This window comes from Afifella sp. IM 167, from assembly GCF_020144925.1.
Taxonomy (GTDB): domain Bacteria; phylum Pseudomonadota; class Alphaproteobacteria; order Rhizobiales; family Afifellaceae; genus Afifella.
Genome location: NZ_NSLC01000001.1, coordinates 93,044 through 118,663 on the forward strand (window position 1 = coordinate 93,044; position 25,620 = coordinate 118,663).

Here is a 25,620-nt window from a genome sequence, read left to right on the forward strand (position 1 = left end):
GGCAGAGCTTAAGGCATTATTCCGGCTGCGGCCGCGGCCGCGGGATCAGCGGATCGGCACCGGCGGTCGCCTCCTCGGCCAGAAGATCGCCGGGGCCGGCATCGGCGGTCTCCTGCGGGGCCTCGGCCGCCTTCTGCTCGGCGACCTCCTGCTGCGTGCGCTCGATGCGCCGCCAGCGGGCGACATTGCGGTTGTGCTCGTCCAGCGTGGAGGAGAAGACGTGCCCGCCGGTCCCGTCGGCGACGAAATAAAGGTCGTCGGTATGGGAGGGGCTGGAGACGGCTTCCATCGCGGCGCGCCCGGGATTGGCGATCGGACCCGGCGGCAGACCCTGGATCTGGTAGGTGTTGTAGTCCGTCGGCTTGTCGATGTCGGAGCGCAGGATCGGCCGGTCGGACGGCTTTCCCTCTCCGCCGAAGAGCCCATAGATGATCGTCGGATCGGACTGCAGGCGCATGCCGCGCTTCAGCCGGTTGATGAAGACGGCGGCCACGCGCGGGCGCTCGTCGGCCTTGCCCGTTTCCTTCTCCACGATGGAGGCGAGCGTCACGAATTCCTTCTTGTCGGCAACGGGAAGACCGGGCTCGCGTCGCTTCCAGATCTCGTCGACGAGCCGGTTGTGGGCGCGCGTCATCTGGTCGAGGATCTGCTGGCGCGTCGTACCGCGCGTGAACTTGTAGGTCTCCGGCAGGAGCGAGCCTTCCGGCGGCACGGTCTCGATGTTGCCGGTGAGGACGTCGGAGGCTTTCAGCCGGTCGACCACCTGCAGGCTCGTCAGGCCCTCCGGGATCGTCACCGAATGCAGGATCGCCTTGCCGGAGGAAAGGATCTCCATCACCTCGCGCATGGAGACATGCGGCTCGAAGAGATACTCGCCGTATTGCAGGCGGCTCGCCGCCTCGTAGAGGCGCACGCCGACGGTGAAGACGATCTCGCTGTCGATGACGTTGTTGCGCTTCAGCTGCTTGGCGATGGTATCGACGCCGGAGCCGCGCGTGATGAGGATCGTCTTCGGCTGCTCCAGCGGCCCGTCCGCCAGGAAGCGCTGCTTGCCGAAATAGAGCGCCCCGCCGGCAAAGAGCGCCGCGAGCACGGCGATCATCAGGAAGAAGTTGAGGGTGACGACGAGCGGGTGCTTCGCCTGCCTCGAGCGTGGCGGCGGCGGCGAGGCCGGCTCCGGCTGGATCGCCTGGCGCGGGCTCTTGGGATGGATGCGCCGGCCGCCGGCGCGCGCGCCGTTGCTTTCCGCAGGCGCCGCCTGCGGTTTCGCGCTCTCGGCGGCGCTCCCCTCCTCGCGCGGAACGTCTTCCCCGTCGTTCATGGTTAAGCTTTTCTCACGTCCCCGCCGCTTCGACAACAAAGGGCGAATATGGCGAAAGCGCGCCGCCGCCTCAATTGAAGCGGCGGAACACCAGCGAGGCGTTGGTTCCGCCGAAGCCGAAGGAGTTCGACAGCGCAATGTCGATCTGCTTTTCCTTGGGCTGATGCGGCACGAGGTCGATCGGCGTATTGACCGAGGGATTGTCGAGATTGATCGTCGGCGGGGCGACGTTGTCGCGGATGGCGAGGACGGAGAAGATCGCCTCCACCGCGCCCGCAGCCCCGAGCAGATGGCCGATGGCCGACTTCGTCGACGACATCGTCACGTTGGATGCATTCGCGCCCATCAGCCGTTCCACCGCCCGCAGCTCGATCTCGTCGCCGAGCGGCGTCGAGGTGCCGTGGGCGTTGACGTAGTCGATCTCCTCCGGCGTCGTGGCTGCCCGCTTCAGCGCCGCCTGCATGCAGCGATAGGCGCCGTCGCCGTCCTCGGCCGGGGCGGTGATGTGGAAGGCATCGCCCGACATGCCGTAGCCGACGACCTCGGCGTAGATCCGGGCCCCGCGCGCCTTGGCGTGTTCCAGCTCCTCCAGCACGACGATGCCGGCGCCCTCGCCCATGACGAAACCGTCGCGATCGCGGTCATAGGGCCGCGAGGCGCGCGTCGGCTCGTCGTTGAAGGCGGTGGAAAGCGCCCGGCAGGCCGCAAAGCCGGCGACGGAGACACGGTTGAGCGGCGATTCGGTACCGCCCGCCACCATCACCTCGGCATCGCCGAGCGCGATCAGCCGCGCCGCGTCGCCGATCGCATGCGCACCCGTCGAGCAGGCCGTCACCACGGCGTGGTTCGGGCCCTTCAGCTGATGACGGATAGAGACGTAGCCGGAAGCGAGGTTGATGAGGCGGCCCGGAATGAAGAAGGGGGAAATCCGCCTCGGCCCCTTCTCCTCCAGCATGAAGCCGCCTTCCACGATGCCGCGGATCCCGCCGATACCGGAGCCGATCAGGACGCCCGAGCGGGTCTGGTCCTCATAGGTCTCCGGATGCCAATCGGCATCGTCGAGCGCCTGCTCCGCGGCCGCCATGGAGAACGTGATGAACTCATCGACCTTGCGCTGCTCCTTCGGCGCCATCCAGTCGTCTGGATTGTAGGTGCCGGCGGAGCCATCCCCACGGGGGATCGCGCAGGCGATCTGACAGGTCAGATCGTCCACCTTGAAGTTGTCGATGCGCACGGCACCACTCTCGCCGGCGAGAAGCCTCGACCAAGTGGCGTCCACCCCGCATCCGAGAGGCGTCACCATGCCGAGGCCCGTAACGACGACGCGCCTCATACCTGAGGTTCCGGAAAACAATGTGATGCTTAGGCGGTGTTCTTTTCGAGGAAATTCACCGCATCGCCGACGGTCAGGATAGTCTCCGCCGCGTCATCCGGGATTTCGACGCCGAACTCTTCCTCGAAAGCCATCACCAGCTCGACCGTATCCAGGCTGTCGGCTCCCAGATCGTCGATGAAGCTGGCTTCCTTGGTCACCTTCTCTTCTTCGACGCCGAGGTGCTCCACCACGATCTTCTTGACCCGCTCCTCGATATTGCTCTCACTCATAGCCTCATCTTCCTCGATAGTTCGGTCTGGAATGACTTAGAAAACGGCCCGTATCCCTCAAAAATCCCGGAAAGCCGCGCGGTCGAGGGGACGAACGGGGACGGTCGGGCGGTCCGTTATCATGTTTCGTTAGCCTTGACCAGCAGGCCAGAGGCGGTGTCCGTGCGCTCCTTTGGCCTCAGATCATCGCCATCCCGCCATTGACGTGCAAGGTCTGTCCGGTGACGTACCCCGCTTCGTCGCTGGCAAGAAAAATGGCTGCTGCGGCAATATCTTCGCCCGCCCCGAGCCGACCTGCCGGGATCGAGCCGAGAATGCCCTCGCGCTGCTTGTCGTTCAGCGCGTCGGTCATGGCGCTGGCGATGAAGCCGGGCGCGATGCAGTTGACCGTAATGCCGCGGCTGGCGACCTCCTGGGCGAGCGCCTTCGACATGCCGATGAGGCCCGCCTTGGAGGCGGCGTAATTGACCTGGCCGGGATTGCCGGTGACGCCGACGATGGAGGTGATGGTGAGGATGCGGCCGTTGCGCTGGCGCATCATCCCCTTCAGCGCCGCCCGCGACAGGCGGAAGGCGGCCTCCAGGTTCACCTTGATGACGATGTCCCAGTCGGCGTCCTTCATGCGCATGGCAAGGCCGTCGCGCGTTAGGCCGGCATTGTTGACCAGAATGTCGAGCCCGCCCATCGCCTCCTCGGCGCGGCCGACGAGCGCATCGACCTCGCCCGCCTCCGCCAAGTTGGCGACGAGGACGTGGGCGCGTTCGCCGAGCTCGTCCGCGAGCGCCTTCAGCGCCTCCTCGCGGGTGCCGGAAAGCGCGACGGTGGCGCCCTGCGCGTGCATGGCGCGGGCGATCGCCCCGCCGATGCCGCCGCTGGCGCCCGTCACGAGCGCGCGCTTGCCTTCAAGGCTGAACATTGTCGTGCCTCCCTTGCCTTCTACTTGCCGGCCGCGCGGATCGCCGCCGCGCCGGCTTCAACGTCGTCCGGCTTGCCGACGGCGAGCGCCGCCATTTCCGGCGCGATGCGCTTGACGAGGCCGCAAAGCACCCGTCCGGAGCCGATCTCGGCCAGCAGCCCGACGCCGTCTTTCGCCATCCATTCGACTGATTCGCGCCAGCGCACCATGCCCGTCACCTGCTCCACGAGCCGGGAACGGATCTCGTTCACATCCGAGATCGGGCCCGCCGTGACATTGGCGATGAGCGGCACCGCCGGCGCCTTGATATCGACGGCGGCAAGAGCCTCCGCCATGCGCTCGGCCGCCGGCTGCATCAGCGCGCAATGGAAGGGCGCGGAAACCGGCAGAAGCATCGCCCGCTTGGCGCCGCGCGCCTTGGCGGCCTCGATGGCGCGTTCCACGGCGGCCCTGGCGCCGGAGACGACCACCTGGCCGGGCGCGTTGTCGTTCGCCGCCTGGCAGACCTCGCCGCCCGCGGCTTCCTCGGCCACTTCGCGCACCGCTGCAAGGTCGAGGCCGAGGATCGCCGCCATGGCGCCCTCGCCCACCGGCACGGCCTGCTGCATCGCCTCGCCGCGGATGCGCAGGAGCCGGGCGGCGTCGCCCACCGAAAGGCTGCCGGCCGCGGCGAGCGCGGAATATTCGCCGAGCGAGTGCCCGGCCACGCAGCCGGCATTACCGGCGACGGTGACGCCTTCCTTCTCCAGAGCTCGCAGCGCCGCCATGGAGACCGCCATCAGGGCGGGCTGGGCGTTGCGCGTCAGCGTCAGGGCGTCCTCCGGCCCCTCGAAGATCGTCTTCGAAAGCGCCTCGCCAAGCGCCGCGTCGACTTCCTCGAAGACGGCACGCGATTCGCCGTAGGCCTCGGCGAGCTGCTTGCCCATGCCGACGGACTGCGAGCCCTGCCCCGGAAAGGCGAAGACGATGGACATTCTGTCTCCTTATCGTTTTCGAAGCGGCGCTCCCGCCGTATTGCTTCCGGCCCGGATGCCGGCGCCCGCCGCAAAATCGCGCGCGGTGTGACCATGCCCGCGCGCACCTGTCAAGTTTCGCCCCGCGCGACCTTGTGGCGGTCGCCGGACCTTCTGCTCAGTCGCCGTCGTCCTCGCTGTCGTCGTGGTCGCGCTTGGGATCGGGCAGTCTTGGCTCGTCGCTGCGCTTGCGCCTCGGGCGCCGCCGCTTCGGGCTGCCGGCAGGCGCCTTGGCAGTCTCTGCGCCGGCGGTCTCACCCTCGTTTTTCGGCGCCTCGTCCGGCTCCTGCGCGGCCTCGCCGTCTTCGGCACCGGCCGCCTTTCGCAGCGCAGCGCCGCCCTCGCCGAGCTCCTTGAGGGAGATCGGCAGGGTATCGTGGCTGCCGTCTTTGTAGGTGCCGAGATAGAGCGTGCGATGCGGGAACGGGATCTCGATGCCGCGCTCGTCGAAGACCTCCTTGACGAACTCCGTATAAGCGCGCCCGACGGCCCACTGGCTGCCCGGCAGCGTCTTGATGCGGGCGCGCACGACGACCGCCGAATCGCCGAGCTCGGTGACGCCGTGCATCTCGAAATCGTCGATGATGTCGGTCCCGTATTCGCTCTCCTTCAGCCGGTCGAAGGCCGCGCGCATCGCCTCCTTCGCATCGGAGACGTTCTCGCGATAGGCAATGCCGATCTCGGCGAGGTGGTAGGCGAACTTGCGCATGAAGTTCGACACCGCATCGACAGAGGAGAACGGCACGATGTGATAGACGCCGGAAAGGTCGCGCAGGCCGACCGAGCGCACCGTCAGCTTCTCCACGACACCCGAGATTCCGGCGACGGTGACGACGTCGCCCTCGTTGATGGCGTTCTCGAACTGGATGAAGGCGCCGGTGATGACGTCCTGCACCAGCTTCTGCGAGCCGAAGCCGACGGCAAGGCCGAGGACGCCGGCACCGGCCAGGAGCGGACCGATGTTCACCCCGAGCTGCGACAGCGCCAGCATGCCGGCGATAACGAAGATGGTGATGGAGAGCCCGTTGCGCGCGAGCGACAGGATGGTGCGCGCCCGCGCGCTCGGCAGCGATCCCTGTTTGCCATAGCTGAGGCGGTGCTCGATCCAGGAGGAAACGCCGAGCCACAACAGATAGGCCATGCCGATGATGATCAGCGCGCTGACGATCCGCGCCACGGCGTTGGCGCCGGCATCGGTAGCGAGCCAGCCGGAGACGTTGAGCACGTTCCAGGCATCGATGATGGCCAGAACCACGATGATCGCTACCAGCGTGCGAACGATCTGCAGCATCATCGGGATCAGCGTGTTGAGCCGCCGCTCCAGAACCGGCAGATCGCGCCCGAACCAGGCCGGCAGCTTCACCCCGCGCCGCAGCATGAAGCGCAGGAGCGCCGTCAGCGCGATGCCGATGCCGATGGCAAGCGCCGTGCGCACCGAGGCGCCGACGACGAAGGAGACGAGCACATAGGGCCGCGTGATGCTGATCACGAGGACGACGAGCACGTAGAGCGCCGCGATCCACGGCCAGACATGGCTGAGGATGGCGAGGGCCTGGCCCGAAAGGTCCTCCGGCTTGTCCGTCCGCGCCTCCTGTATGCGATGCGCGAGCTTGCGGATGGCGACGAGCGCGATGATGGACGCCAGGAGCACCAGCGCGACGCGCAGACCCCTTCCGGCCAGGAAGGAGAAGTTGACGTTGGTGATCGGCACGAGGAAGGCGATGCCGTAGACGAGCAGGCTGACGACCAGCATCAGCCGCTTGTAGGCGTAGTCGGTGATGCCCTCTCGGTACTGGATCAGCGACGTCGCCGACGGCTCGAAGGCGATGATCGCCCGCAACAGGACCCGCACCGTACCGACGATGACGAAGGCGTTGAGATAGAGCGACTGCTCGATGCGCATCTCGCCGCCCGTGCCGAAGACGCCGACGGCAAGGCCGGTACCGAGCGCATAGGCAATGCCGAGCGCAATGAGGTCCGCGACCGTCTCGGCGACGAAGGAGATCGACGCGGTCAGGGCCTTGGAGCCGTTGAGCCGCCGCGTGATGCTTTGCGAAAGACGCTGCAGGCCCCAGGAGAGGACGAAGAGTGCGCCGGTGGTGACGAGGATCGTGCCGAGGAGACGCGCGAGCACCGCCCCGGCCTCGTTCCAGTCGAGCGCGACCGCCTGCTGGGCGAAGGCGCCGAGGCCCTTCAGATCGCGAAAGAGCTTGTCGACGACGCCGTAAGTCGCCTCGGCGGCGCCCTTGGTGGCGTCCGCGAGTTGGCGGGCGAGGGAATCGTCGGCCGGCGCCGTCGTCGCGGCTTCTTCGTCGCGCCCGGCCGCCGCCGCCTCTGTCTGAGGCTCGGCGATCCGTTGCAACTGCTCGATCAGCGCCTGGCGCGCCTTGTCGTCCTTCAGGATGTCGGCGAGGAGCCGGGCCTTGAGCTCGGTGTCGAAGGCCCCGTCCGAAGCCTGCGAGGAATCGGACGACGAGCCGCTCTCACTGCCGGAGCTGCCTCCCGAGCCGCCGGAAAGGCCGGAAAGCGGCAGCGATTGCGCCGCGCTCTGGCCCGCGAATGGAGCGAGCACGAGGAAGGCAGCGAGAATCAGGGTGAGGGGGCCGGCGGCCCGGCGGATGCAAAGGGGCATGCGGAAAATGGTTCGGCTCACTTGCGGTTCGTGCGGCGTGCGGGTGCTCTAAGCCGTCCGTTGGGACGACAATGAGGCGACGAGGTCAAGCTAGCGCGGCTTTCGGCAAGGCACAGCCCCGATATCCGCCACCGAGGCGGCCGCGCTTGCAACGGCGCCGAAAATCCCTATAAACCGCGCCATGCGACCGGCTTCGGCCGGAGGCTGAACGGAAACGGGCGTCCCATTCGGGCGCCCGAGGCTTTTGAAGAGAAGCCGTTTTCCGGTGTCTCCGCTCCTGAAGACGCATGATGAACGCCTTTCCCCGCTCTTCTCAAGTGGCGCGGGTGCGAGGCTTCGGAGAGGCTCCGCGCCAGGCTGGTCGGCAAGACGAAAGGCTGAAAATGTCACTTTACGAGCATGTTTTCCTGGTTCGCCAGGACGTGTCCGGCCAGCGCGTGGACGAGCTGGTCGAGCACTACAAGGGCGTCTTGGAGAACGGCGGGGGCTCCGTCGGCAAGACGGAGAACTGGGGCATGAAGTCCCTCACCTACCGCATCTCCAAGAACCGCAAGGCCTATTTCGCCCTCATGAACATCGACGCGCCGCATGAGACGGTCGCGGAGATGGAGCGGCAGATGCGCTACAACGAAGACATCATCCGCTTCATGACGATCCGCGTCGACGAGCACGAGGAAGAGCCCTCCGTGCAGATGCAGAAGCGCGAGCGCGACGAGCGCCGCCGCCGCGAGCGCGAGCGGCGCCGGGACGACGAGGAATAAGAAGATGGTTGATATCGCACAGCTGCCGACCCGTCGGCCCTTCCACCGCCGCCGCAAGTCCTGCCCCTTCTCGGGAGAGGATGCGCCGCGGATCGACTACAAGGACATCAAGCTCCTGGAGCGCTACGTCTCCGAGCGCGGCAAGATCGTGCCCTCGCGCATCACCGCCGTTTCGGCCAAGAAGCAGCGCGAGCTCGCCAAGGCGATCAAGCGTGCCCGCTTCCTCGGCCTTCTGCCCTACGTCCTGAAGTAGGATTTCCAACCCGCTGGGGCGGCGCGTCCCTGACAAAGACGAAGCGCCGCCTCTAACCGACCGGCAGGCTGCTGCCGGCGGGACAGCAAGGAGAGCAAAATGCAAGTCATTCTTCTGGAGCGTGTGCCCAAGCTCGGCCAGATGGGCGACGTGGTGCGCGTGCGCGACGGCTTTGCCCGCAACTTCCTCCTGCCGCAGGGCAAGGCGCTCCGCGCCACGGATGCGAACCAGGCCCGCTTCGAACGCGAGAAGACCCAGCTCGAGGCGCGCAACCTGGAAGCCAAGAAGGAGGCCGAAGCGGTCGCCGGCAAGCTTTCCGGCAAGAGCTTCACCGTCATCCGCTCGGCCGGCGAGACCGGCCAGCTCTACGGCTCCGTCGCCACCCGCGACATCGCCGAGATCCTCGGCGAGGGCGGCTTCTCCATCGGCCGCAGCCAGGTGTGGCTCGACCGGCCGATCAAGACGCTCGGCCTGCACGAGATCACCATCTCGCTGCACCCGGAGGTCGAGGCGCCGATCACCCTCAACGTCGCCCGCAATCCCGACGAAGCGGAGCGTCAGGCCAAGGGCGAGGACGTCACCGCCGACCGCTTCGGCGACGACGAGGAGACCGAAGAGACCGAGGCCGTGGCCATCGAGGAGGTCTTCGAAAATCCCGACGACCTCCAGCTGGAGCCTTCCGAGACCGACGAAGAGGACGAGGAGAACGCCTGAGGGCGCCTTCCTCCAAGCGGATCTGCTAAAGGGCGCCCCACGGGGCGCCCTTTTTCGTTGCGGATTTGTTCTTTTTCTGGCAGCTTTCTGCGGCAGCGATGCCAGCGTCAACCGCCCGCGTGCAAAGGCCGGTCGCAGGCCTAACAACGAGGAAAAGCCGCATAAGGCACCGTTCCCTGCGTACAGGCGCGGCGCGGGCTGTTAAGGAATGGTTAATAGCTCGCCGACCGGCCCCAGACCGCCTCTGGCCGACCCTGACCGACGAATCGATTTCAAAGCCTGATGAACGTTCCTGCCCGCCTTCTCCCGCCCGACGCGCCGCTCCCACGCCAGGTTCCGCACAACATCGAGGTCGAGCAGGCGCTGCTCGGCGCGGTCCTGATTAATAACGAGGCCTTCTACAAGGTCTCCGACTTCCTGGAGCCCGCGCACTTCTTCGATCCGCTGCACCAGCGGATCTACGAGACGGCCGGCCAGCTGGTGCGCCTTGGCAAGGTCGCCGATCCAAGGACCATCAAGAGCTTTTTGAACGAGGAGCAGCGCGTCGGCGAGATCACCGTCGCCGAATATCTCGCGCGCCTCGCCTATGAGGCCGCCTCCATCATCAACGCCCAGGATTACGGGCGCACCATCTACGACCTGGCGCTGCGCCGCTCGCTCATCAATATCGGCGAGGAGATGGTCAACGTCGCCTTCGAGGCGCCGGTGGATCTCACCCCGCGCGTGCAGATCGAAGATGCCGAGCGCGCCCTCTTCGAGCTCGCCGAGACGGGCCGCTACGATACGGGCTTCCAGGGCTTCTCCGAGGCGCTGAAGACCGCCATCGACATGGCCGGCGCCGCCTATCAGCGCGACGGCCACCTTTCCGGCGTCGCCACCGGGCTCGAAGACATGGACCGCCTGATGGGCGGCCTGCAGCCTTCCGACCTCATCATCCTCGCCGGCCGCCCGGGCATGGGCAAGACGGCGCTCGCCACCAACATTGCCTATAACGTCGCCCGGGCATGGCGCGGCGAGCAGCAGGCCGACGGCACGCTGAAGACGGTCGACGGCGGCATCGTCGGCTTCTTCTCGCTGGAAATGTCGGCCGAGCAGCTCGCCACGCGCATCATCGCCGAACAGTCCGGCGTTCCGTCCTCCGATATCCGCCGCGGCGCCATCCACGAGGAGGAGTTCGACAAGATCGTCGTCGCCGCCCAGGAAATGCAGAAGATGCCGCTCTACATCGACCAGACCGGCGGCATCTCCATCGCGCAGCTGATGGCGCGCGCGCGCCGGCTGAAGCGCCAGCGCGGCCTGGACCTCCTCGTCGTCGACTACCTGCAGCTCCTCTCTTCCTCCTCGCGCCGCGGCTCCGACAGCCGCGTGCAGGAGATCACCGAGATCACCACCAACATGAAAGCTCTGGCAAAGGAGCTGAACGTGCCGATCCTGGCGCTCTCCCAGCTCTCGCGCCAGGTCGAATCGCGCGACGACAAGCGCCCGCAGCTCTCCGATCTGCGCGAATCGGGCTCCATCGAGCAGGACGCCGACGTCGTCATCTTCGTCTTCCGCGAGGAATATTACCTGAAGAACAAGAAGCCGAAGGAAGGCACGGAGGAGTTCTTCAAGTGGCAGGCCGAGATGGAGGGCGCCGCGGGCCGCGCCGAGGTCATCATCGGCAAGCAGCGCCACGGCCCGACGGGCACGGTCGATCTCGCCTTCGAGGCCGAGGTGACCCGCTTCTCCTCGCTGGCGCGCGACGACCGCATGCCGGTGCGCTATGAATAGCGCCGCGAATCGTCTCGGCACGGACGGGGGAGCCGAAGAGGCAAAGTGAGCGAAGAAGCCGCCGGCCTGCGCCTCACCATCGACCTGGCCGCGCTGGCCGGAAACTGGCGCCGGCTGGCCGGGCTCGTGCGCCCGGCCGAATGCGCCGCCGTGGTCAAGGCCGACGCCTACGGAACCGGCATCGCCGCGGCCGGACCGGCGCTCGCCGCCGCCGGCGCGCGCACCTTCTTCGTCGCCCTGCCGGAGGAAGGCGCCGCGCTGCGCCGGGCGCTGAAGCGCAGCGCCGCCCCCGACGCCCCGATCTACGTGCTGAACGGCTTCTTCCCCCAGGCTGCCCCCCTCTACGGCGAGAACCGGCTCTTCCCGGTGCTCGGCCATCCGGGCGAGCTGGAGCAATGGACGGCCTGGCAGGGCCGCGAGGAGGCCGCCCTGCATGTCGATACCGGCATGAACCGGCTCGGCTTTTCCGAGGGCGAGGTGGAGAGCCTTGCCCGCTCCGGCGGCCCCGGCAAGGGCGTCAACCTCTTGATCAGCCATCTCGCCTGCGCCGACGAGCCGGAGCATCCCATCAACGCAGAGCAGCTTCGCCGTTTCGCCGTCGCCAAGGCACTGCTGAAGCTTCCGCGCGCCTCGCTCGCCAATTCGGCGGGCATTCATATGGGCGCCGATTTCCGCCACGATCTCGTCCGGCCAGGCATCGCCCTTTACGGCGGCGCCTCCCATCCCCAGGCGGTCTCCGACCCGGTCGTCACCGCCGAGGCGCGCATCCTCCAGGTCCGCGGCGGCCATATCGGCGAGACGGTCGGCTACGGCGCCTGCGAGACGCTGAAGCGCACCAGCCGCATCGCCATTCTGTCGGTCGGCTATGCCGACGGCTACCTGCGCGCCGCCGGCTCTTCCGACGCCGCCTCCGGCGCGCTCGTGTGCATAGATGGGCATCTGGCGCCCCTCCTCGGCCGCGTCTCCATGGACCTCATCGCGGCCGACGTGACCGACATCCCCGACGGGCTCGCCGCGCCGGGGCGCTGGGCCGAGCTCTTCGGCCACAACGTCGACATCGACGCCGTCGCCCGCCATGCCGGCACCATCGCCTACGAGCTGCTGACCGGTCTCTCCCGCCGTGCCCACCGCCGCTACGTGCGGGCGGGCGACTGATGGCCAAGCCGAAGAGCCAGTTCGTCTGCGTCAGCTGCGGCGCCGTCTCCTCGCGCTGGCAGGGGCGCTGCGACTCCTGCGGGGAATGGAACACGCTGCAGGAGGAAGGCCCGGCCCTGCCCGCCTCCACGGCGGCAGGGCGCGGCGTCGTCGTGCCGCTCCGCCCGCTTTCCGGCGAGGCGGAGAGCCCGCCGCGGATGCAGAGCGGCATCGCCGAGCTCGACCGGGTGACCGGCGGCGGCTTCGTGCCGGCCTCCGCGCTCCTCGTCGGCGGCGATCCGGGCATCGGCAAGTCGACGCTGCTTCTTCAGTCCGCCGCCGCCCTCGCCTTCGCGGGAAAGCGGGTCATCTACGTCTCCGGCGAGGAGGCGATCGACCAGGTGCGGCTTCGCGCCGAACGCCTGGGCATCATCGGCGCGCCGGTGGAACTCGCCGCCGAGACGCATGTGGAGGACATCCTCGCCACGCTGAAGGCCGGGCCGAGGGTCGACGCCGTCATCATCGATTCGGTGCAGACGATGTGGACCGACCTCGCCGAGAGCGCCCCCGGCACGGTGACCCAGGTGCGCCTTGCCGCGCAGAACCTCATCCGCTTCGCCAAATCCTCCGGCGCCGTCGTCATCCTCGTCGGCCATGTCACCAAGGACGGCCAGATCGCCGGTCCGCGCGTCGTCGAGCACATGGTCGACGCCGTGCTTTATTTCGAGGGCGATTCGGGCCACCGCTTCCGCCTCCTCAGGGCCGTGAAGAACCGCTTCGGTCCGGCCTCGGAGATCGGCGTCTTCGAGATGACCGGCGACGGCCTCAAGGAGGTCGCCAACCCTTCCGATCTCTTCATCGGCGAGCGCGACACGCACAGCCCCGGCACGGCGATCTTCGCCGGCATGGAGGGCACGCGCCCGCTTCTGGTCGAGGTGCAGGCGCTCGTCTCCAATTCCGGCCTGGCGACGCCCCGCCGGGCGGTCGTCGGCTGGGATCCAAGCCGTCTCGCCATGCTGCTTGCCGTATTGGAGGCACGCTGCGGCCTCGCTTTCGGCCCGTTCGACGTCTACCTCAACGTCGCCGGCGGGCTGAAGCTGGCCGAGCCGGCGGCGGATCTGGCCGTGGCAGCGGCGCTGATCTCCTCCCGGCTCGGGGTTGCGAGCCTGCCGGAGAGTATCTATTTCGGCGAGGTGAGCCTCTCCGGCACCATGCGCGCCGTGCCGCAATCCGCCGCGCGGCTCAAGGAAGCCGGCAAACTCGGCTTTCGACGGGCCTTTCTGCCCGAGGCGGGCAGCGACGAGGCAAAGACGGGACTGGCTCTGGACAAGATCGCGAGCTTGGTCGATATGGTGGCCGCCTTCGCCGCGCGGGCCGAGGCTGGCGGCGGCCAGGGTCGCGCGCGCGAATGAGCGGGGCTAGCGAAATAAGCGCGTGCCACGCCGGGCGCCACGCTTCAGGAGGCCATCCTTCATGCCGATAACGCTTCTCGACGGCGTTCTCATTCTCGTCATGTTCGTCTCGGCGATGCTGGCGATGATCCGCGGTTTCACCCGCGAGGTGTTTTCCATCGCCTCCTGGGTCGTCGCCGCGGTCGTGACCTATCTGTTCTGGCAGGATGTCCTGCCCTTCACGCAGAACTACGTCGACGACCGGACGGTGGCGATGGCGATCACCGTCGCCGGCATCTTCTTCCTCACGCTCATCGTCGTCTCGCTGGTAACGATGCGCATCTCCGATTTCATCCTCGATTCCAAGGCCGGGCCGCTCGACCGCACCTTCGGCTTCATCTTCGGAGCCGCGCGCGGCCTTCTCCTCGTCGTCATCGCCGTCCTGTTCCTCAACTTCTTCATCTCGCCGGACCACCAGCCCGGCTGGATCAGCGACGCGCGATCCAAGCCCTGGCTCGACGCCATGGGAGAGGATCTGATGAACACCCTGCCGGAGGACCCGGAAGCGGAAATCATCGAGCGCTTCCGCCAGCAGGACGCCGACCGGCAGGCGCAGCCGGAACAGCCCGACGGCTCCGCCGGCAGCTACGACGCCGACGACCAGAACGCCCTCAACCGCCAGCTCTCGCAGTGACGATGGTCAATCTCTACACGCATCCCTTCGACGCAGGCCCCGCCGGGAACTGCGATGACGACCGCTTCCACGAGGAATGCGGCGTCTTTGGCATCTTCGGTCATTCCGAGGCGGCGGCCCTGACCGCCCTCGGGCTGCACGCCCTGCAGCATCGCGGCCAGGAGGCCGCGGGCATCATCTCCTACGACAAGCGGCAGTTCCATGTGGAGCGCCATATCGGCCTTGTCGGCGACAACTTCACCAAGCCCTCGGTCATCAGCCGGCTCGCCGGCGACACCGCCATCGGCCACAACCGCTATTCCACCACCGGCGCGCCGGTGCTGCGCAACGTCCAGCCGTTGTTCGCCGAGTTCGCCGGCGGCGGCTTCGCGGTCGCCCATAACGGCAACATCACCAATGCCCGCGCGCTGCAGCACGAACTGCAAAAACGCGGTTCGATCTTCCAGTCCACCTCCGATACCGAATCGATCATCCACCTGATCGCCACCAGCCAGAAGGCGCCGCTGGTCGACCGCCTGATCGACGCGCTGTCGCAGATCGAGGGCGCCTATTCCCTCGTGGCGCTGTCGGAAAAGAAGATGATCGGCTGCCGCGATCCGCTCGGCGTGCGCCCGCTCGTCCTCGGCGACCTCGACGGCGCCTATGTGCTGACCTCCGAGACCTGCGCCCTCGACATCATCGGCGCGCGCCTCGTGCGCGAGATCGAGCCGGGCGAGATGGTGATCGTCACCGAGCACGGCATCGATTCCATGAAGCCCTTCCAGGCCGGCAAGTCGCGCTTCTGCATTTTCGAACACGTCTATTTCGCCCGGCCGGATTCGGTCGTGGGCGGCTCCTCCATCTACGAATCGCGCAAGAAGATCGGCCGCGAGCTCGCCCGCGAGGCCCCCGCCGACGCCGATCTCATCGTGCCGGTGCCCGACAGCGGCAATCCGGGCGCCATCGGCTTCGCCGAGGAGAGCGGCATTCCCTTCGAGCTCGGCATCATTCGCAACCATTATGTTGGGCGCACCTTCATCGAGCCGACCGATTCCATCCGCCATATGGGCGTGAAGCTGAAGCACAACGCCAATTCGGCGATCCTGAAGGGCAAGCGCGTCGTCCTCGTCGACGATTCCATCGTGCGCGGCACCACCTCGCTGAAGATCGTGGAAATGGTGCGCGACGCCGGCGCCGCCGAGGTGCATATGCGCATCGCCAGCCCGCCGACGACGAACCCATGCTTCTACGGCGTCGATACGCCGGAAAAGGCCAAGCTTCTCGCCTCGCGCATGAGCGTGGAGGAGATGGCCTCCTTCATCCGCGTCGACAGCCTTGCCTTCCTGACGATCGACGGGCTCTACCGGGCCGTCGGCGAGGAGGGCCGCAACGCACTCTCGCCGCAATATTGCGACGCCTGCTTCACCGGCGAATATCCGACCCGCCTCACCGACCAGGAGCAGAGGGGCGACGTGCGCCAGCTCAGCCTGCTTGCGGAGGCGGGATGAACGCCGAAACACGGCCCCTCGAAGGCCGCATCGCCGTCGTCACCGGGGCCACCCGCGGCATCGGCTATTTCGCCGCCAAGGCACTCGCCGAGGCGGGCGCCCATATCGTCGCCCTCGGCCGCACCCAGGGCGCACTGGAAGAGCTCGACGACGAGATCCGCGCCAAGGGCGGCGCCACGACGCTGGTGCCGCTCGACCTCACAGACGGGGAAGGCATCGACCGCCTCGGCGCGGCGATCAACGACCGCTGGGGCAAGCTCGACATCTTCCTGGCCAATGCCGGCACGCTGGGCACGCTCTCGCCGCTCGGCCACGTCAAGGCGAAGGACTGGGAGCAGGTGATGGCGATCAATGTCACCGCCAACTGGCGCCTGCTGCGCACGCTGGACCCGGTGCTGAAGCGCTCCGACGCCGGCCGGGCGATCTTCATCTCCTCGGGCGTCGCCCACACCACCAAGCCGTTCTGGGGCCCCTATGCGGTCTCCAAGGCCGCGCTGGAGGCGATCGCGCGCACCTATGCGCACGAGAACGAGAATTCCCCGATCAACGTGTCGATCGTCAATCCGGGGCCGATGCGCACGGCGATGCGCGCCCGCGCCATGCCGGGCGAGGATCCGCAGACCCTGCCGCATCCTTCCGAGCTCGCGCCCTATCTGGTGGAAATGGCCTCGCCCGCTTTCCAGCGGACCGACCAGCTTTTCGACTTTCCCGAAAAGGCCTGGCTCGCCTATCGCGCCCCGGCCTGAGCGTCCGCCGCGGCGGAGAGGCTAGCCTCTCCCGCCCCGGCCTGAACGACCGCCCTTGCGCCCGCCGCTCGGTCCCCTGCCGCGACTTTCCGCATAGGGGTTCTTGGAGGCGCGCGTCATCAGCCGGATCGGCACGCCAGCCAGGCCGAAATCTTCCCGCAGTCCGTTGACCACGTAGCGCTTGTAGGATTCCGGCAGCGCCTCGGGGCGCGAGCAGGAAAGGAAGAACGTCGGCGGGCGGGTCTTCGACTGGGTGAGGTACTTCACCTTCAGCCGCCGGCCGGAGACGGCGGGAGGCGGATGGTGCGCCACCAGATGGTCCAGCCAGCGGTTGAGCGAGGCGGTCGGCACGCGCTTGTTCCAGATGTCGTAGACCTTGCTGAGCGCGCCCATGAGCCGGTCGAGGCCGGAGCCCGTCAGCGCCGAGATGGGGATGAGCGGCACGCCGCGCACCTGCGCCAGGGTGTTGTTGAGGTCCGCCTCCAGCTCGCGCCGCACGGCATCCGCATCGGTAACCTGATCCCATTTGTTGAGGGCAAGGACGAGCGCCCTGCCCTCCTTGGCGACGAGATCGGCGATCTGCAGGTCCTGCTTCTCGAAGGGCATCGTCGCATCGATGACGATGATGACGACCTCCGAAAAGCGGATGGCCCTGAGAGCATCGCCCACCGACAGCTTCTCCAGCTTGTCGATCACCTTGGCGCGGCGCCTGAGGCCGGCGGTATCGACCAGACGGAAGGGCCGGCCCTTCCACTCCCAGTCGACGGCGATCGCATCGCGCGTGATGCCTGCTTCCGGGCCCGTGAGCATCCGCTCCTCGCCGATGAGGCGGTTGACGAGGGTCGACTTGCCGGCATTCGGCTGACCGACGATGGTGACCCGGATCGGCTTTGCCGGCCCTTCGTCCTCGGATGGCTCGCCATCCTCGTCCAGTTCCTCCTCCTCCGGCCTCGCCTCGAGCGCCATGCGCTCCGGGCCGAGGGCTTCCGCGATCGCCTCGTAGAGGTCGGGAATTCCGAGCCCATGCTCGGCGGAGATCGGCACGGCCTCGCCGAAGCCAAGCGAATAGGCTTCCAGAAGCCCCGCATCGGCCGCGCGTCCCTCCGCCTTGTTGGCGACGAGCACGACGGGGCGGCCGCCGGCGCGGATGAGGCGGGCGAAATGCTCGTCGTCCGGCGTCACGCCGACGCGCGCATCCATCATGAAGAGGGAAATATCCGCTTCGGCGAGCGCCCGCTCGGTCTGGGCGCGCATGCGCCCCTGCAGGCTGTCGTCGGTGGCGTCTTCCAGGCCCGCCGTATCGATCAGCGTGACCTCTAGGTCGCCGAGCTTGGCCGGCGCCTCGCGCCGGTCGCGCGTCACCCCCGGCCGGTCGTCGACCAGCGCGATCTTCTGGCCGGCGAGCCGGTTGAACAGGGTCGATTTGCCGACATTCGGCCGGCCGATGAGGGCGAGCGTCAGCGCCATGGCGCGGCGCCTACTGCAGCGCCGTCAGGGACCCGTCGGCGGTGACGATGTAAAGCCGCCCGCCTGCCGCGATCGGGCTCTGCAGGCCGCGGTCGGGGATCGCCCGCTCGCCGGTGATCTGGCCGCTCGCGGCATCGACGCTGATCAGCTTCTTGTCGTTGGAAACCGCCCAGAGCTGACCGCCGGCCAGGACCGGCCCCGCCCAGGTGGAGAAGAAGCGCTTCTTGCGCACCACCGGCAGGGAGGTCTGCCAGAAGGGCCTGCCCGTGCGCCGGTCGAGCGCGACCAAGTTGTCCTTTAGGTCGACGAGGAAGATGGCATTGCCGGAAACGGCGGGCGTCGCGGCCGAACCGATATTCTGCTCCCACAGGCGCTGTCCGTTTCGCAGGGAAATCGCGATGGTGCGCCCGGAGACGCCGGTCGCATAGACGACGCCGTCATAGACGACGGGGCTTGCGGCAACGTCCGTCAGGCCGGAGACGGCAAGCGTGCGCGTCGCGCGGATCACCGCGTCGGCCCATTCCAGTTCGCCCTTGGCGGCGTTGAAGGCGATCACCTCGCCGGAGGAATAGGGCACGATGACCGTGTTGCCGACGACGGCCGGGCTCGCGCCGGAAAGCACGCCCGCATTCTCCGGAATGCCCGGATAGGTCCAGGCCTCCGTGCCGTCGGCGACGTTGACCGCGTGCAGCACGTTCGTCTGCGTCACCACATAGACCTTGCCCCCGGCTGCCGTCGGCGCAGAGCGCGCCGGCGCCTTGAGGTCGTAGGTCCATACGCGCCCGCCATTGCTCGGATTGAGAGCGACGAGCTCGCCATAGCCGGTGGCGACGAGGACGACGTTGTCCGCCGAGGTGACGCCGCCGCCCGGGGAGCGGCTCTTCTCTCCCTCCGGCTTCAGCGCCACGGCCCATGCCTTGCCGCCGCCGGTGGAGAGCGCCGTCACCGTGCCGTCGGCGTCATAGGCGTAGATGCGCCCGCCGGAGATGATGGGCGGCGCGGAGGAGCGCGCATTGCGCTTGCCGGAGCCGAAGACGCGAGCCCGGAAGGCCGTCGCCGAAGCGTTGCCGGCGAGAGCCACGTTGCCCGGCGCATTGGCGGCGTTGCCGCCCGGCTGCGGCCAGTCGCTGCTCGTCGCCGCGCCGATCGCCACCGAACCCTCGGCGCGATTCGCCTCGTCGACGACGAGAACCTCGTGCCGTTCGCCGGGGAGGATCTCTTCCCTGGAGCCGAACGGGTTGATGGCGCCGAGCGAGCTGCAGCCCGATACGAGCGCCGCCAGTGCCGCAAGGCTCGCCAGCCGCACCCAGATTTTCGTCTGCCTTGTCATGAGCTCCGCCCGCTGTCCTTGCCGGCTCCAAAGGGCCTTATTGCGTCATTTCTGTGTCGGATGCGGCTTCGCCGGCCGAATTCGGCTCGCCCGCGCCGGCCGTACCGCTGTCGCTTGCCGTGCCCGCCTCGCCCGCTGCCGGCGTTTCCGCCTGGCCGTCGATCACGGCGATCATCAGCCCGGCGCGCGAGCGCAACCCCTGAGGAGCCTGCGCGTCCTCGCCGATGGAGATGAAGCGCTCGCGGGCCGCTTCCAGATCGCCGCGCTGATAGGCGACCAGGCCGAGAATCTCGCGGGCCGAATAGCGCCAGGGATTGCCGGCCTCGTCGAGGCCCTCCACCCGGCTCTCCGCCCCGTCGAGGTCGCCCGCATCGAGCGCGATCAAAGCGCCGCGCACATGGGCGAGATCGCGCATCACGGAGGGCACGGAGCCGTCGCTGGCGATGTCGTCGAAAGCTTTCAGAGCCGCCGAACGGTCCTCGCCGGAAGCGGCGAGCTCGGCCTCGCGAAGACGGGCGAGCATGCCGTAGCCGCCCCCCTCGCTGGCGAGCTTGTCGAGCGTGGCGCGGCCTTCCTCGACATTGCCCTTCTCGATGCTCTCCAGCGCGGTGAGATAGCGGTCGCCGGTCTCGCTCGCCTGCTTGGCCTGCCACCAGACATAGCCGCGATAGCCGCCGGTGATCACGACAACCAGGACGCATACGGCGATGATGAGGAGCCCGAAGCGGTCCCACAGGCTCTTCAGCTGCTCGCGGCGCAGCTCTTCGTCCACCTCGCGGATGAAGGGATCGGACGTGCGGTCGTCTTGGGTCATCGCCTCTTAGGATTCTTTTTCCCGCGGCCTCGGGGCGCGGCGGGTTTGGACTGGGCTTGCCAGGGCGGGCGGAACCTATCCAGTTTGCCCTTCCCGCGCAATGCGTGGCTCGGCGCGGTCTTGCCGCCTATTTCGGCTTTTCTCCGTAGACATGCTCCGGCCCCGGAAAGCTCTCCTCGCGCACCGCCTCGGCATAGGCGGCGACCGCCTCCTCGATATGGGCGCGCAGCGAGCCGAACTTCCGGACGAATTTCGGCACCCATTCGTTGAGGCCGAGCATGTCTTCAAGGACGAGCACCTGACCGTCGCAGGCCGGCGAGGCGCCGATGCCGATGGTCACCGCCGGCACCGCCTCGGTGATGCGCCGCGCCACCGGTTCCACGATGCCTTCCATGACGATGGCGAAGGCGCCCGCCTCGGAGATCGCCATGGCGTCCTCCTCCAGCGCCTTCTGCCCCTCCTCCGACCGCCCCTGCACCCGGAAGCCGCCCATCGTGTTCACCGATTGCGGCGTCAGCCCGACATGGCCCATCACCGGCACGCCGCGCCGCGTCATGAAGGCGACGGTCTCGGCCATGTGCTTGCCGCCTTCGAGCTTCACCGCCCCGGCGCCGGTCTCCTTGAGAATGCGCGCGGCGTTGTGGAAGGCCTGCTGCGGGCTCTCCTCGTAGGAGCCGAAGGGCATATCGACGACGACGAGGGCCCGGCTGGAGCCGCGCATCACGGCAAGCCCCTGCAGGATCATCATCTCCAGCGTCACCGGCACGGTCGTCTCCAGCCCGTGCATGACGTTGCCGAGCGAATCGCCGACGAGGATAAAGTCGACGTACTGATCGACGATGCCGGCCGTATGCGCATGGTAGGCGGTGAGCGAGACGACCTTCTCGCCGCCCTTGCGCTTGGCGATATCGACCGCCGTCAGCCGGCGAAGCTTGTTTTGAACGGACAAAATTCCTCCCAGGAGCTTTCGCTCTCTTACCGGCCGGCGAAATGCCGGCGAACGGGCACCGAACCTTAGCCGAGCGGCGAGACGCCGATCAGCCATTTGTGCAGGAAGAGCAGGAAGGCAAGCCAGAGCGCAAGCCCGATGCCCATGCGGATGAGCTCCGGCCGCCACGGCCCGGCCATGCGCACGACGCCGGCGCGCCTGTCGCGCCGGCGCGCGGCGGCATAGTCGGCGATCGCCCAGACGAGGAACGAGCCGAACAGGAAGATGTCGGCGAGGGTGCCGTTGGCCAGAAGATGGGCGAAGGCCCACACCTTGACGCCGAGCACCATCGGATGGCCGACGGCGGCCCGGACCGGGCCGCGCGATCCGTTGAGCGCCACGAGCGCGAAGGCCGCGGCGTTGAGGAGAATGCCGACATGGCGCGTCCAGACCGGCGGATCCCAGATGACGACCGGCGCCTGGCGCGCCATGCCGTAGCCCCAGACGATGAGCAGGAAGCCGAGGATGGAGGCAAGCGAGTAGATGCCCTTCCACACCCCTTCGCCGCGCTCGGCGATCAGGCGCTCGCGAAAATCCTCGCCCCAGATGCGTACCGAATGCGCGCCGAGGAAAAGGATGAGGCCGAGAATGAGGACGAACATTGCCGGAAGCCTCCTGCGGGGCGGCGGCCCGCCGCCGGCAATTCGCTAGCTCGAAACCGCCCCCCTCACAAGGGACGCGATGTCTCCCCATCGGCGCCTTGCGGCCCGCCTCCACCGAAAGGCCCGTTTGCCTCCGCCGAAAATCTGTGCCCCTTAGGGCGACCTGCCCGCTTCGGGATGCGTCCGGCCATGCCTGGATGCCCCCTTCGGGCGGCCATTCTCCGCAATATCGCACATCCGGAAGGCGCGCGCCGACAGGTGCAGCGACGTCTCACCATCGGACTGACCATGAAAGCCCTTTACGCCTATCGCGACCAGTGGACCGGAAACCTGCGCGGCGACATCCTCGCCGGGCTGGTGGTGGCGCTTGCGCTGATCCCCGAGGCCATCGCCTTTTCCATCATCGCCGGCGTCGACCCGAAGGTCGGCCTCTACGCCTCCTTCTCGATCGCGGTAATCGTGGCCATCACCGGCGGGCGGCCGGGCATGATCTCGGCGGCGACGGCGGCCACGGCCGTGCTGATGGTGACGCTGGTGAAGGAGCACGGGCTTGAGTATCTGCTGGCCGCGACCGTGCTGGCCGGGCTGATCCAGATCGCCGCCGGCCTCGCCAGGCTCGGATACCTGATGCGCTTCGTCTCGCGCTCGGTCATCACCGGCTTCGTCAACGCGCTGGCGATCCTGATCTTCATGGCGCAGGTCCCCGAACTGATCGGCGTGACCTGGGTGACCTATGCGATGGTCGCCGCAGGGCTTGCGATCATCTACCTGTTCCCGCTCCTGACCACCGCCATCCCCTCGCCGCTGGTGACCATCGTCGTGCTGACCTCGGCGGCGATCGCGCTGGGGCTCGACGTGCGCACCGTCGGCGACATGGGGGAACTGCCCGACTCGCTGCCCGTCTTCCTGATCCCGGACATCCCCCTCAATTTTGAGACGCTGCAGATCATCCTGCCCTATTCGGCGGCGGTGGCGGCGGTCGGGCTCCTGGAAAGCCTGATGACCCAGACCATTGTCGACGACCTGACCGACACCCCCTCGAACCGCAACCAGGAATGCATCGGACAGGGCCTTGCCAATACCGCGACCGGCTTCATCGGCGGCATGGCGGGCTGCGCCATGATCGGCCAATCGATGATCAACGTGAAATCGGGCGGACGCGGGCGGCTGTCGACTTTCGCGGCGGGCATGTTCCTCCTGTTCATGATCGTGGCGCTGGGAGACCTGGTGGCGCAGATCCCGATGCCCGCCCTGGTGGCGATCATGATCATGGTGTCGATCGGTACCTTCTCCTGGTCCTCCATCCGGAACCTGCGCGAGCATCCGCGCTCCTCCTCGATCGTGATGCTGGCGACGGTGTTCTTCGTCGTCTACACGCACAACCTCGCCATCGGGGTGCTGGTGGGCGTCCTGCTCTCCGGCATCTTCTTCTCGGCCAAGATCGCCCAGCTCTTCCATGTGAGCTCGGAAATCTCGCCCGACGGCCGCCAGCGGACCTACGTCGTCGCCGGCCAGCTCTTCTTCGCCTCGACCGAGGATTTCATGAAGGCGTTCGACTTCAAGGAGGCGCTGGAGCACGTCACCATCGATGTCAGCCGCGCCCATATCTGGGACGTCTCGTCCGTTGCGGCGCTCGACATGGCCGTGCTCAGGTTCCGCCGCGAGGGCGCGACGGTGGAGATCAAGGGCATGAACGCGGCCTCCGAGACCATCGTCGACCGCCTCGCCGTGCACGACAAGCCAGGCGCCATCGACACCTTGATGGACCACTAGGGGGATGGACCACTGAGGGGGAACAGAAAATGCCCGCAATCCTGATGGCGCTGGTCGATGGATCGGCCTATTCCGAAAGCGTCTGCCGCCACGCCGCCTGGATCGCCCGGCGCACGGGGGCGCAGGTCAAGCTCTACCACGTGCTCGATCCGCGCCGCGCCCCGGGCCAGCGGGACCTTTCCGGCTCGATCCGGCTGGGGGCGCGCACGAACCTTCTGAAAAAGCTGAGCGCCCTCGACGAGCACCACGCCAAGCTCGCCCAGGCCCATGGCCGTGCCATCCTGGAGGACGCCAAGGCGCTGATCGAGGCCGAAGGCGTGGCCGACGTCATCACCCGGCTGCGCCACGACGACATCGTCGCCACGGTCGAGGCCAAGGAAGGCCCGGCCGAGATGATCCTGATCGGCAAGCGCGGCGAGGCCGCAGGTCTCGACAAGCCGCATCTGGGCTCGAACTTCGAGCGGATCGTGCGCGCCAGCCACAAGCCGATCTTCGTGGCGAACCGCGCCTTCAAGCCGATCAAGCGCCTGCTGATCGCCTATGACGGCGGCGTCTCGGCGATGAAGGCGGTCGAATACGTGGCGCGCGATCCGCTCTTTACCGGGCTCGAGGTCATTGTCGCGACCGCCGGATCGGAGAATGCCGAGCTCACCCGCGCCCTCGAGAACGCGCGCGCCACGCTCAATTCCGGCGGCCACGCGGCCGAAGCGCGCGTGCTCAAGGGCGCGCCCGAGGAGGCGCTCGGCGAGATGGTCGAGAGCGGCGAGATCGATCTTCTGGTGATGGGCGCCTACGGCCATTCGCGCATCCGCACGATGGTGATCGGCTCCACCACCACCGAGATGATCCGCACCTGCCGATGCCCGGTCGTCCTGATGCGATGAGCCGGGCGGCCGGCGGATCTGCGCGGACCCGAAATGCTCTGCCCTGCCTTCAGCTGGTGACCACCAGCGTGACGCCCGAAACCGCCAGAAGCACCAGCACCAGCGCGTGGAAGCGCCGGTCGGAGAGCCGGCGATAGGTCCTCGCGCCGAGGAAGGCGCCCGCGAAGGTGCCGGGAAGCGCCGTGAGCACCAACACGCCGAGCCCGTCGGACGACAGGCCGGAGAGGAAGTGCCAGGCGACGACGGCCGCCAGGATCGTCAGGTTGAAGGTCTGGAAGACGCTGCGACGCTCGTCCCTTCCCCAGCCGCGCAGCGTCGCCCAGACCGTCGGGATCGGCGCGGAAAGGCCAGCAAGGCCGCCCATGATGCCGCCGGCAAAGCCCGCCACGGCGTCGGCGGGCCGGCCGCCCCATCGCAGCTGCATGTTGACCCGCCCGAAGAGCATCCAGGCCGAAAAGGCGATGAGAAAGACGCCGATGCAGGTGCGGAAAATATCGATGTCGACGCGCGTCAGGAGCAGGGTGCCGAGCGGCACGCCGAGAAGCCCGGCGGCGAGCATCGGCCAGACGCGCCGCCGGTCGACGGCGTGCCAGATCGTCGGCAGGGTCTGCGCCTGCGCCGCCACCGAGCAGATGGCGACGAGCGTTGCGGCCGGCGCCGGCTCGATCACATGCAGCCAGAAGCCGAGCGCGACCAGCCCCGTGCCGAAGCCGGCGAGGCCGGTGACGAAGCCGCCGGCAAAGCCGCCGGCGAGCACGACGAGAAGCCCGCCCATCGTCAGCATGAGGCCGCCACAATCAAATCTACCCTCTGAAGCCCGTTCGATACCGAACAGCGACCAGGAAACAGGGAGGAAGGCATGCGCGATCTCGTTCTGCCGGCGGAAGGCAGCTGCAGGTGCGGAAAAATCCGGTTCCAGATCAGCGCGCCGCCCCTGATGACGGCGGCCTGCCATTGCCGGGGCTGCCAGAAGATGTCCTCCAGCGCCTACTCCCTCAGCGCCGCAATTCCAAGCGAGGTCTTCCGGATCGTCGACGGCGAACCTGTCATCGGCGGCCTGCACGGGGCCAGTCAGCACTTCTGCTGCCCACATTGCATGAGCTGGCTCTTCACCAGGCCGGAGGGAATCGACTTCATCGTCAATGTGCGCCCGACGATGTTCGACGAGACCGGCTGGTTCGAGCCCTTCATCGAGACCTATGTGAGCGAGGCCTTTGCCTGGGCGAAAACGGGGGCCGTGCACAGCTTCGAGAAATTTCCCGAAATGAGCGCGTTCGGCCCGCTGATGGAGGAATTTGCCGCCCGCTACGGCGCGCCCGGCTGAC

24 protein-coding genes are annotated in these 25,620 nt (G+C 67.7%); 12 read left to right on the forward strand and 12 right to left on the reverse strand.

Going from position 1 to position 25,620, the window contains the following annotated elements; translation table 11 throughout:
• Positions 1–16: 16 nt before the first annotated feature.
• The 6 genes from mltG to CLD20_RS20335 all read right to left on the reverse strand — a co-directional run bounded on the left by mltG (position 17) and on the right by CLD20_RS20335 (position 7,508).
• The gene (gene mltG / locus CLD20_RS00450; protein WP_224404618.1) at positions 17–1,321 is read right to left on the reverse strand and encodes an endolytic transglycosylase MltG; all 1,305 of its coding nucleotides are present in this window, start codon (positions 1,319–1,321) and stop codon (positions 17–19) included.
• Between the two features lie 70 nt (positions 1,322–1,391).
• Positions 1,392–2,654 carry a beta-ketoacyl-ACP synthase II gene (gene fabF / locus CLD20_RS00455; protein ID WP_224404619.1) on the reverse strand — a complete coding sequence of 421 codons (1,263 nt, stop codon included), beginning with the start codon at positions 2,652–2,654 and terminating at the stop codon, positions 1,392–1,394.
• Positions 2,655–2,683: 29 nt separating this feature from the next.
• Positions 2,684–2,926 carry an acyl carrier protein gene (locus CLD20_RS00460; protein ID WP_224404620.1) on the reverse strand — a complete coding sequence of 81 codons (243 nt, stop codon included), beginning with the start codon at positions 2,924–2,926 and terminating at the stop codon, positions 2,684–2,686.
• Between the two features lie 178 nt (positions 2,927–3,104).
• A complete protein-coding gene (gene fabG, locus CLD20_RS00465; protein ID WP_224404621.1) occupies positions 3,105–3,842 on the reverse strand; it encodes a 3-oxoacyl-[acyl-carrier-protein] reductase in 738 nt (245 codons plus the stop codon).
• Positions 3,843–3,862: 20 nt separating this feature from the next.
• On the reverse strand, positions 3,863–4,816 hold the full coding sequence (gene fabD / locus CLD20_RS00470; RefSeq protein WP_224404622.1) for an ACP S-malonyltransferase: 954 nt from the start codon (positions 4,814–4,816) through the stop codon (positions 3,863–3,865).
• 157 nt (positions 4,817–4,973) lie between these two features.
• Positions 4,974–7,508, reverse strand: a complete 2,535-nt coding sequence (locus CLD20_RS20335) for a mechanosensitive ion channel domain-containing protein (protein ID WP_224404623.1) — start codon at positions 7,506–7,508, stop codon at positions 4,974–4,976.
• Between the two features lie 362 nt (positions 7,509–7,870).
• Between CLD20_RS20335 and rpsF the strand changes: the two genes are divergently transcribed.
• From rpsF to CLD20_RS00520, 9 genes are all read left to right on the forward strand, one after another.
• Positions 7,871–8,248 (forward strand): 30S ribosomal protein S6, encoded by a 378-nt coding sequence (rpsF, locus tag CLD20_RS00480; RefSeq protein WP_224404624.1) that lies wholly within the window; start codon positions 7,871–7,873, stop codon positions 8,246–8,248.
• A 4-nt stretch (positions 8,249–8,252) separates the two neighbouring features.
• Positions 8,253–8,501 carry a 30S ribosomal protein S18 gene (rpsR, locus tag CLD20_RS00485; RefSeq protein ID WP_224404625.1) on the forward strand — a complete coding sequence of 83 codons (249 nt, stop codon included), beginning with the start codon at positions 8,253–8,255 and terminating at the stop codon, positions 8,499–8,501.
• 99 nt (positions 8,502–8,600) lie between these two features.
• A complete protein-coding gene (gene rplI, locus CLD20_RS00490; protein ID WP_224404626.1) occupies positions 8,601–9,215 on the forward strand; it encodes a 50S ribosomal protein L9 in 615 nt (204 codons plus the stop codon).
• Between the two features lie 282 nt (positions 9,216–9,497).
• Positions 9,498–10,985 carry a replicative DNA helicase gene (locus tag CLD20_RS00495; protein WP_224404627.1) on the forward strand — a complete coding sequence of 496 codons (1,488 nt, stop codon included), beginning with the start codon at positions 9,498–9,500 and terminating at the stop codon, positions 10,983–10,985.
• Between the two features lie 45 nt (positions 10,986–11,030).
• Entirely contained in the window at positions 11,031–12,140 is a 1,110-nt protein-coding gene (gene alr / locus CLD20_RS00500) for an alanine racemase (protein ID WP_224404628.1), read from the forward strand.
• A complete protein-coding gene (gene radA, locus CLD20_RS00505; RefSeq protein WP_224404629.1) occupies positions 12,140–13,531 on the forward strand; it encodes a DNA repair protein RadA in 1,392 nt (463 codons plus the stop codon). The genes alr and radA overlap by 1 nt, the downstream gene beginning before the upstream one ends.
• A gap of 61 nt (positions 13,532–13,592) precedes the next feature.
• The gene (locus CLD20_RS00510; protein WP_224404630.1) at positions 13,593–14,204 is read left to right on the forward strand and encodes a CvpA family protein; all 612 of its coding nucleotides are present in this window, start codon (positions 13,593–13,595) and stop codon (positions 14,202–14,204) included.
• 2 nt (positions 14,205–14,206) lie between these two features.
• The gene (gene purF / locus CLD20_RS00515; RefSeq protein WP_224404631.1) at positions 14,207–15,691 is read left to right on the forward strand and encodes an amidophosphoribosyltransferase; all 1,485 of its coding nucleotides are present in this window, start codon (positions 14,207–14,209) and stop codon (positions 15,689–15,691) included.
• Complete coding sequence (locus tag CLD20_RS00520; protein ID WP_224404632.1) at positions 15,688–16,437, forward strand: SDR family NAD(P)-dependent oxidoreductase; 750 nt, start codon at positions 15,688–15,690, stop codon at positions 16,435–16,437. The genes purF and CLD20_RS00520 overlap by 4 nt, the downstream gene beginning before the upstream one ends.
• A 21-nt stretch (positions 16,438–16,458) precedes the next feature.
• On the opposite strand, the gene der is transcribed toward CLD20_RS00520, so the two are convergent.
• From der to CLD20_RS00545, 5 genes are all read right to left on the reverse strand, one after another.
• On the reverse strand, positions 16,459–17,904 hold the full coding sequence (gene der / locus CLD20_RS00525) for a ribosome biogenesis GTPase Der (protein WP_224404633.1): 1,446 nt from the start codon (positions 17,902–17,904) through the stop codon (positions 16,459–16,461).
• Between the two features lie 10 nt (positions 17,905–17,914).
• Positions 17,915–19,234: a PQQ-like beta-propeller repeat protein gene (locus CLD20_RS00530; RefSeq protein WP_224404634.1), complete on the reverse strand. Its 1,320-nt coding sequence runs from the start codon at positions 19,232–19,234 to the stop codon at positions 17,915–17,917.
• A gap of 37 nt (positions 19,235–19,271) precedes the next feature.
• Positions 19,272–20,048 carry a tetratricopeptide repeat protein gene (locus CLD20_RS00535; RefSeq protein WP_224404635.1) on the reverse strand — a complete coding sequence of 259 codons (777 nt, stop codon included), beginning with the start codon at positions 20,046–20,048 and terminating at the stop codon, positions 19,272–19,274.
• A gap of 127 nt (positions 20,049–20,175) precedes the next feature.
• Positions 20,176–20,997, reverse strand: a complete 822-nt coding sequence (gene panB, locus CLD20_RS00540; RefSeq protein WP_224404636.1) for a 3-methyl-2-oxobutanoate hydroxymethyltransferase — start codon at positions 20,995–20,997, stop codon at positions 20,176–20,178.
• A gap of 65 nt (positions 20,998–21,062) precedes the next feature.
• On the reverse strand, positions 21,063–21,638 hold the full coding sequence (locus CLD20_RS00545) for an NnrU family protein (RefSeq protein WP_224404637.1): 576 nt from the start codon (positions 21,636–21,638) through the stop codon (positions 21,063–21,065).
• A 288-nt stretch (positions 21,639–21,926) separates the two neighbouring features.
• On the opposite strand from CLD20_RS00545, the gene CLD20_RS00550 reads away from it, so the two are divergent.
• Together CLD20_RS00550 and CLD20_RS00555 are read left to right on the forward strand one after the other, a co-directional pair.
• Positions 21,927–23,411 carry a SulP family inorganic anion transporter gene (locus tag CLD20_RS00550; protein WP_224404638.1) on the forward strand — a complete coding sequence of 495 codons (1,485 nt, stop codon included), beginning with the start codon at positions 21,927–21,929 and terminating at the stop codon, positions 23,409–23,411.
• Between the two features lie 29 nt (positions 23,412–23,440).
• The gene (locus CLD20_RS00555; protein ID WP_224404639.1) at positions 23,441–24,295 is read left to right on the forward strand and encodes a universal stress protein; all 855 of its coding nucleotides are present in this window, start codon (positions 23,441–23,443) and stop codon (positions 24,293–24,295) included.
• Positions 24,296–24,344: 49 nt separating this feature from the next.
• Here the strand turns inward: CLD20_RS00555 and CLD20_RS00560 are convergent, their stop codons facing one another.
• The gene (locus tag CLD20_RS00560) at positions 24,345–25,079 is read right to left on the reverse strand and encodes a sulfite exporter TauE/SafE family protein (protein ID WP_224404640.1); all 735 of its coding nucleotides are present in this window, start codon (positions 25,077–25,079) and stop codon (positions 24,345–24,347) included.
• A 75-nt stretch (positions 25,080–25,154) separates the two neighbouring features.
• On the opposite strand from CLD20_RS00560, the gene CLD20_RS00565 reads away from it, so the two are divergent.
• Entirely contained in the window at positions 25,155–25,619 is a 465-nt protein-coding gene (locus tag CLD20_RS00565) for a GFA family protein (protein ID WP_224404641.1), read from the forward strand.
• Position 25,620: the final 1 nt, after the last annotated feature.

Bases quoted from the DNA above. Each gene is read 5' to 3' on its own strand.
- radA (WP_224404629.1), top strand. From the start codon at position 12,140: ATGGCCAAGCCGAAGAGCCAGTTCGTCTGCGTCAGCTGCGGCGCCGTC.
- CLD20_RS00560 (WP_224404640.1), bottom strand. From the start codon at position 25,079: ATGCTGACGATGGGCGGGCTTCTCGTCGTGCTCGCCGGCGGCTTTGCC.
- fabD (WP_224404622.1), bottom strand. From the start codon at position 4,816: ATGTCCATCGTCTTCGCCTTTCCGGGGCAGGGCTCGCAGTCCGTCGGC.
- CLD20_RS00530 (WP_224404634.1), bottom strand. From the start codon at position 19,234: ATGACAAGGCAGACGAAAATCTGGGTGCGGCTGGCGAGCCTTGCGGCA.
- purF (WP_224404631.1), top strand. From the start codon at position 14,207: ATGGTCAATCTCTACACGCATCCCTTCGACGCAGGCCCCGCCGGGAAC.
- rpsF (WP_224404624.1), top strand. From the start codon at position 7,871: ATGTCACTTTACGAGCATGTTTTCCTGGTTCGCCAGGACGTGTCCGGC.
- CLD20_RS00460 (WP_224404620.1), bottom strand. From the start codon at position 2,926: ATGAGTGAGAGCAATATCGAGGAGCGGGTCAAGAAGATCGTGGTGGAG.
- fabF (WP_224404619.1), bottom strand. From the start codon at position 2,654: ATGAGGCGCGTCGTCGTTACGGGCCTCGGCATGGTGACGCCTCTCGGA.
- CLD20_RS00510 (WP_224404630.1), top strand. From the start codon at position 13,593: ATGCCGATAACGCTTCTCGACGGCGTTCTCATTCTCGTCATGTTCGTC.
- CLD20_RS00520 (WP_224404632.1), top strand. From the start codon at position 15,688: ATGAACGCCGAAACACGGCCCCTCGAAGGCCGCATCGCCGTCGTCACC.
- CLD20_RS00550 (WP_224404638.1), top strand. From the start codon at position 21,927: ATGAAAGCCCTTTACGCCTATCGCGACCAGTGGACCGGAAACCTGCGC.
- CLD20_RS00535 (WP_224404635.1), bottom strand. From the start codon at position 20,048: ATGACCCAAGACGACCGCACGTCCGATCCCTTCATCCGCGAGGTGGAC.
- fabG (WP_224404621.1), bottom strand. From the start codon at position 3,842: ATGTTCAGCCTTGAAGGCAAGCGCGCGCTCGTGACGGGCGCCAGCGGC.
- der (WP_224404633.1), bottom strand. From the start codon at position 17,904: ATGGCGCTGACGCTCGCCCTCATCGGCCGGCCGAATGTCGGCAAATCG.
- CLD20_RS00565 (WP_224404641.1), top strand. From the start codon at position 25,155: ATGCGCGATCTCGTTCTGCCGGCGGAAGGCAGCTGCAGGTGCGGAAAA.
- CLD20_RS00495 (WP_224404627.1), top strand. From the start codon at position 9,498: ATGAACGTTCCTGCCCGCCTTCTCCCGCCCGACGCGCCGCTCCCACGC.
- CLD20_RS00545 (WP_224404637.1), bottom strand. From the start codon at position 21,638: ATGTTCGTCCTCATTCTCGGCCTCATCCTTTTCCTCGGCGCGCATTCG.
- rplI (WP_224404626.1), top strand. From the start codon at position 8,601: ATGCAAGTCATTCTTCTGGAGCGTGTGCCCAAGCTCGGCCAGATGGGC.
- CLD20_RS00555 (WP_224404639.1), top strand. From the start codon at position 23,441: ATGCCCGCAATCCTGATGGCGCTGGTCGATGGATCGGCCTATTCCGAA.
- mltG (WP_224404618.1), bottom strand. From the start codon at position 1,321: ATGAACGACGGGGAAGACGTTCCGCGCGAGGAGGGGAGCGCCGCCGAG.
- rpsR (WP_224404625.1), top strand. From the start codon at position 8,253: ATGGTTGATATCGCACAGCTGCCGACCCGTCGGCCCTTCCACCGCCGC.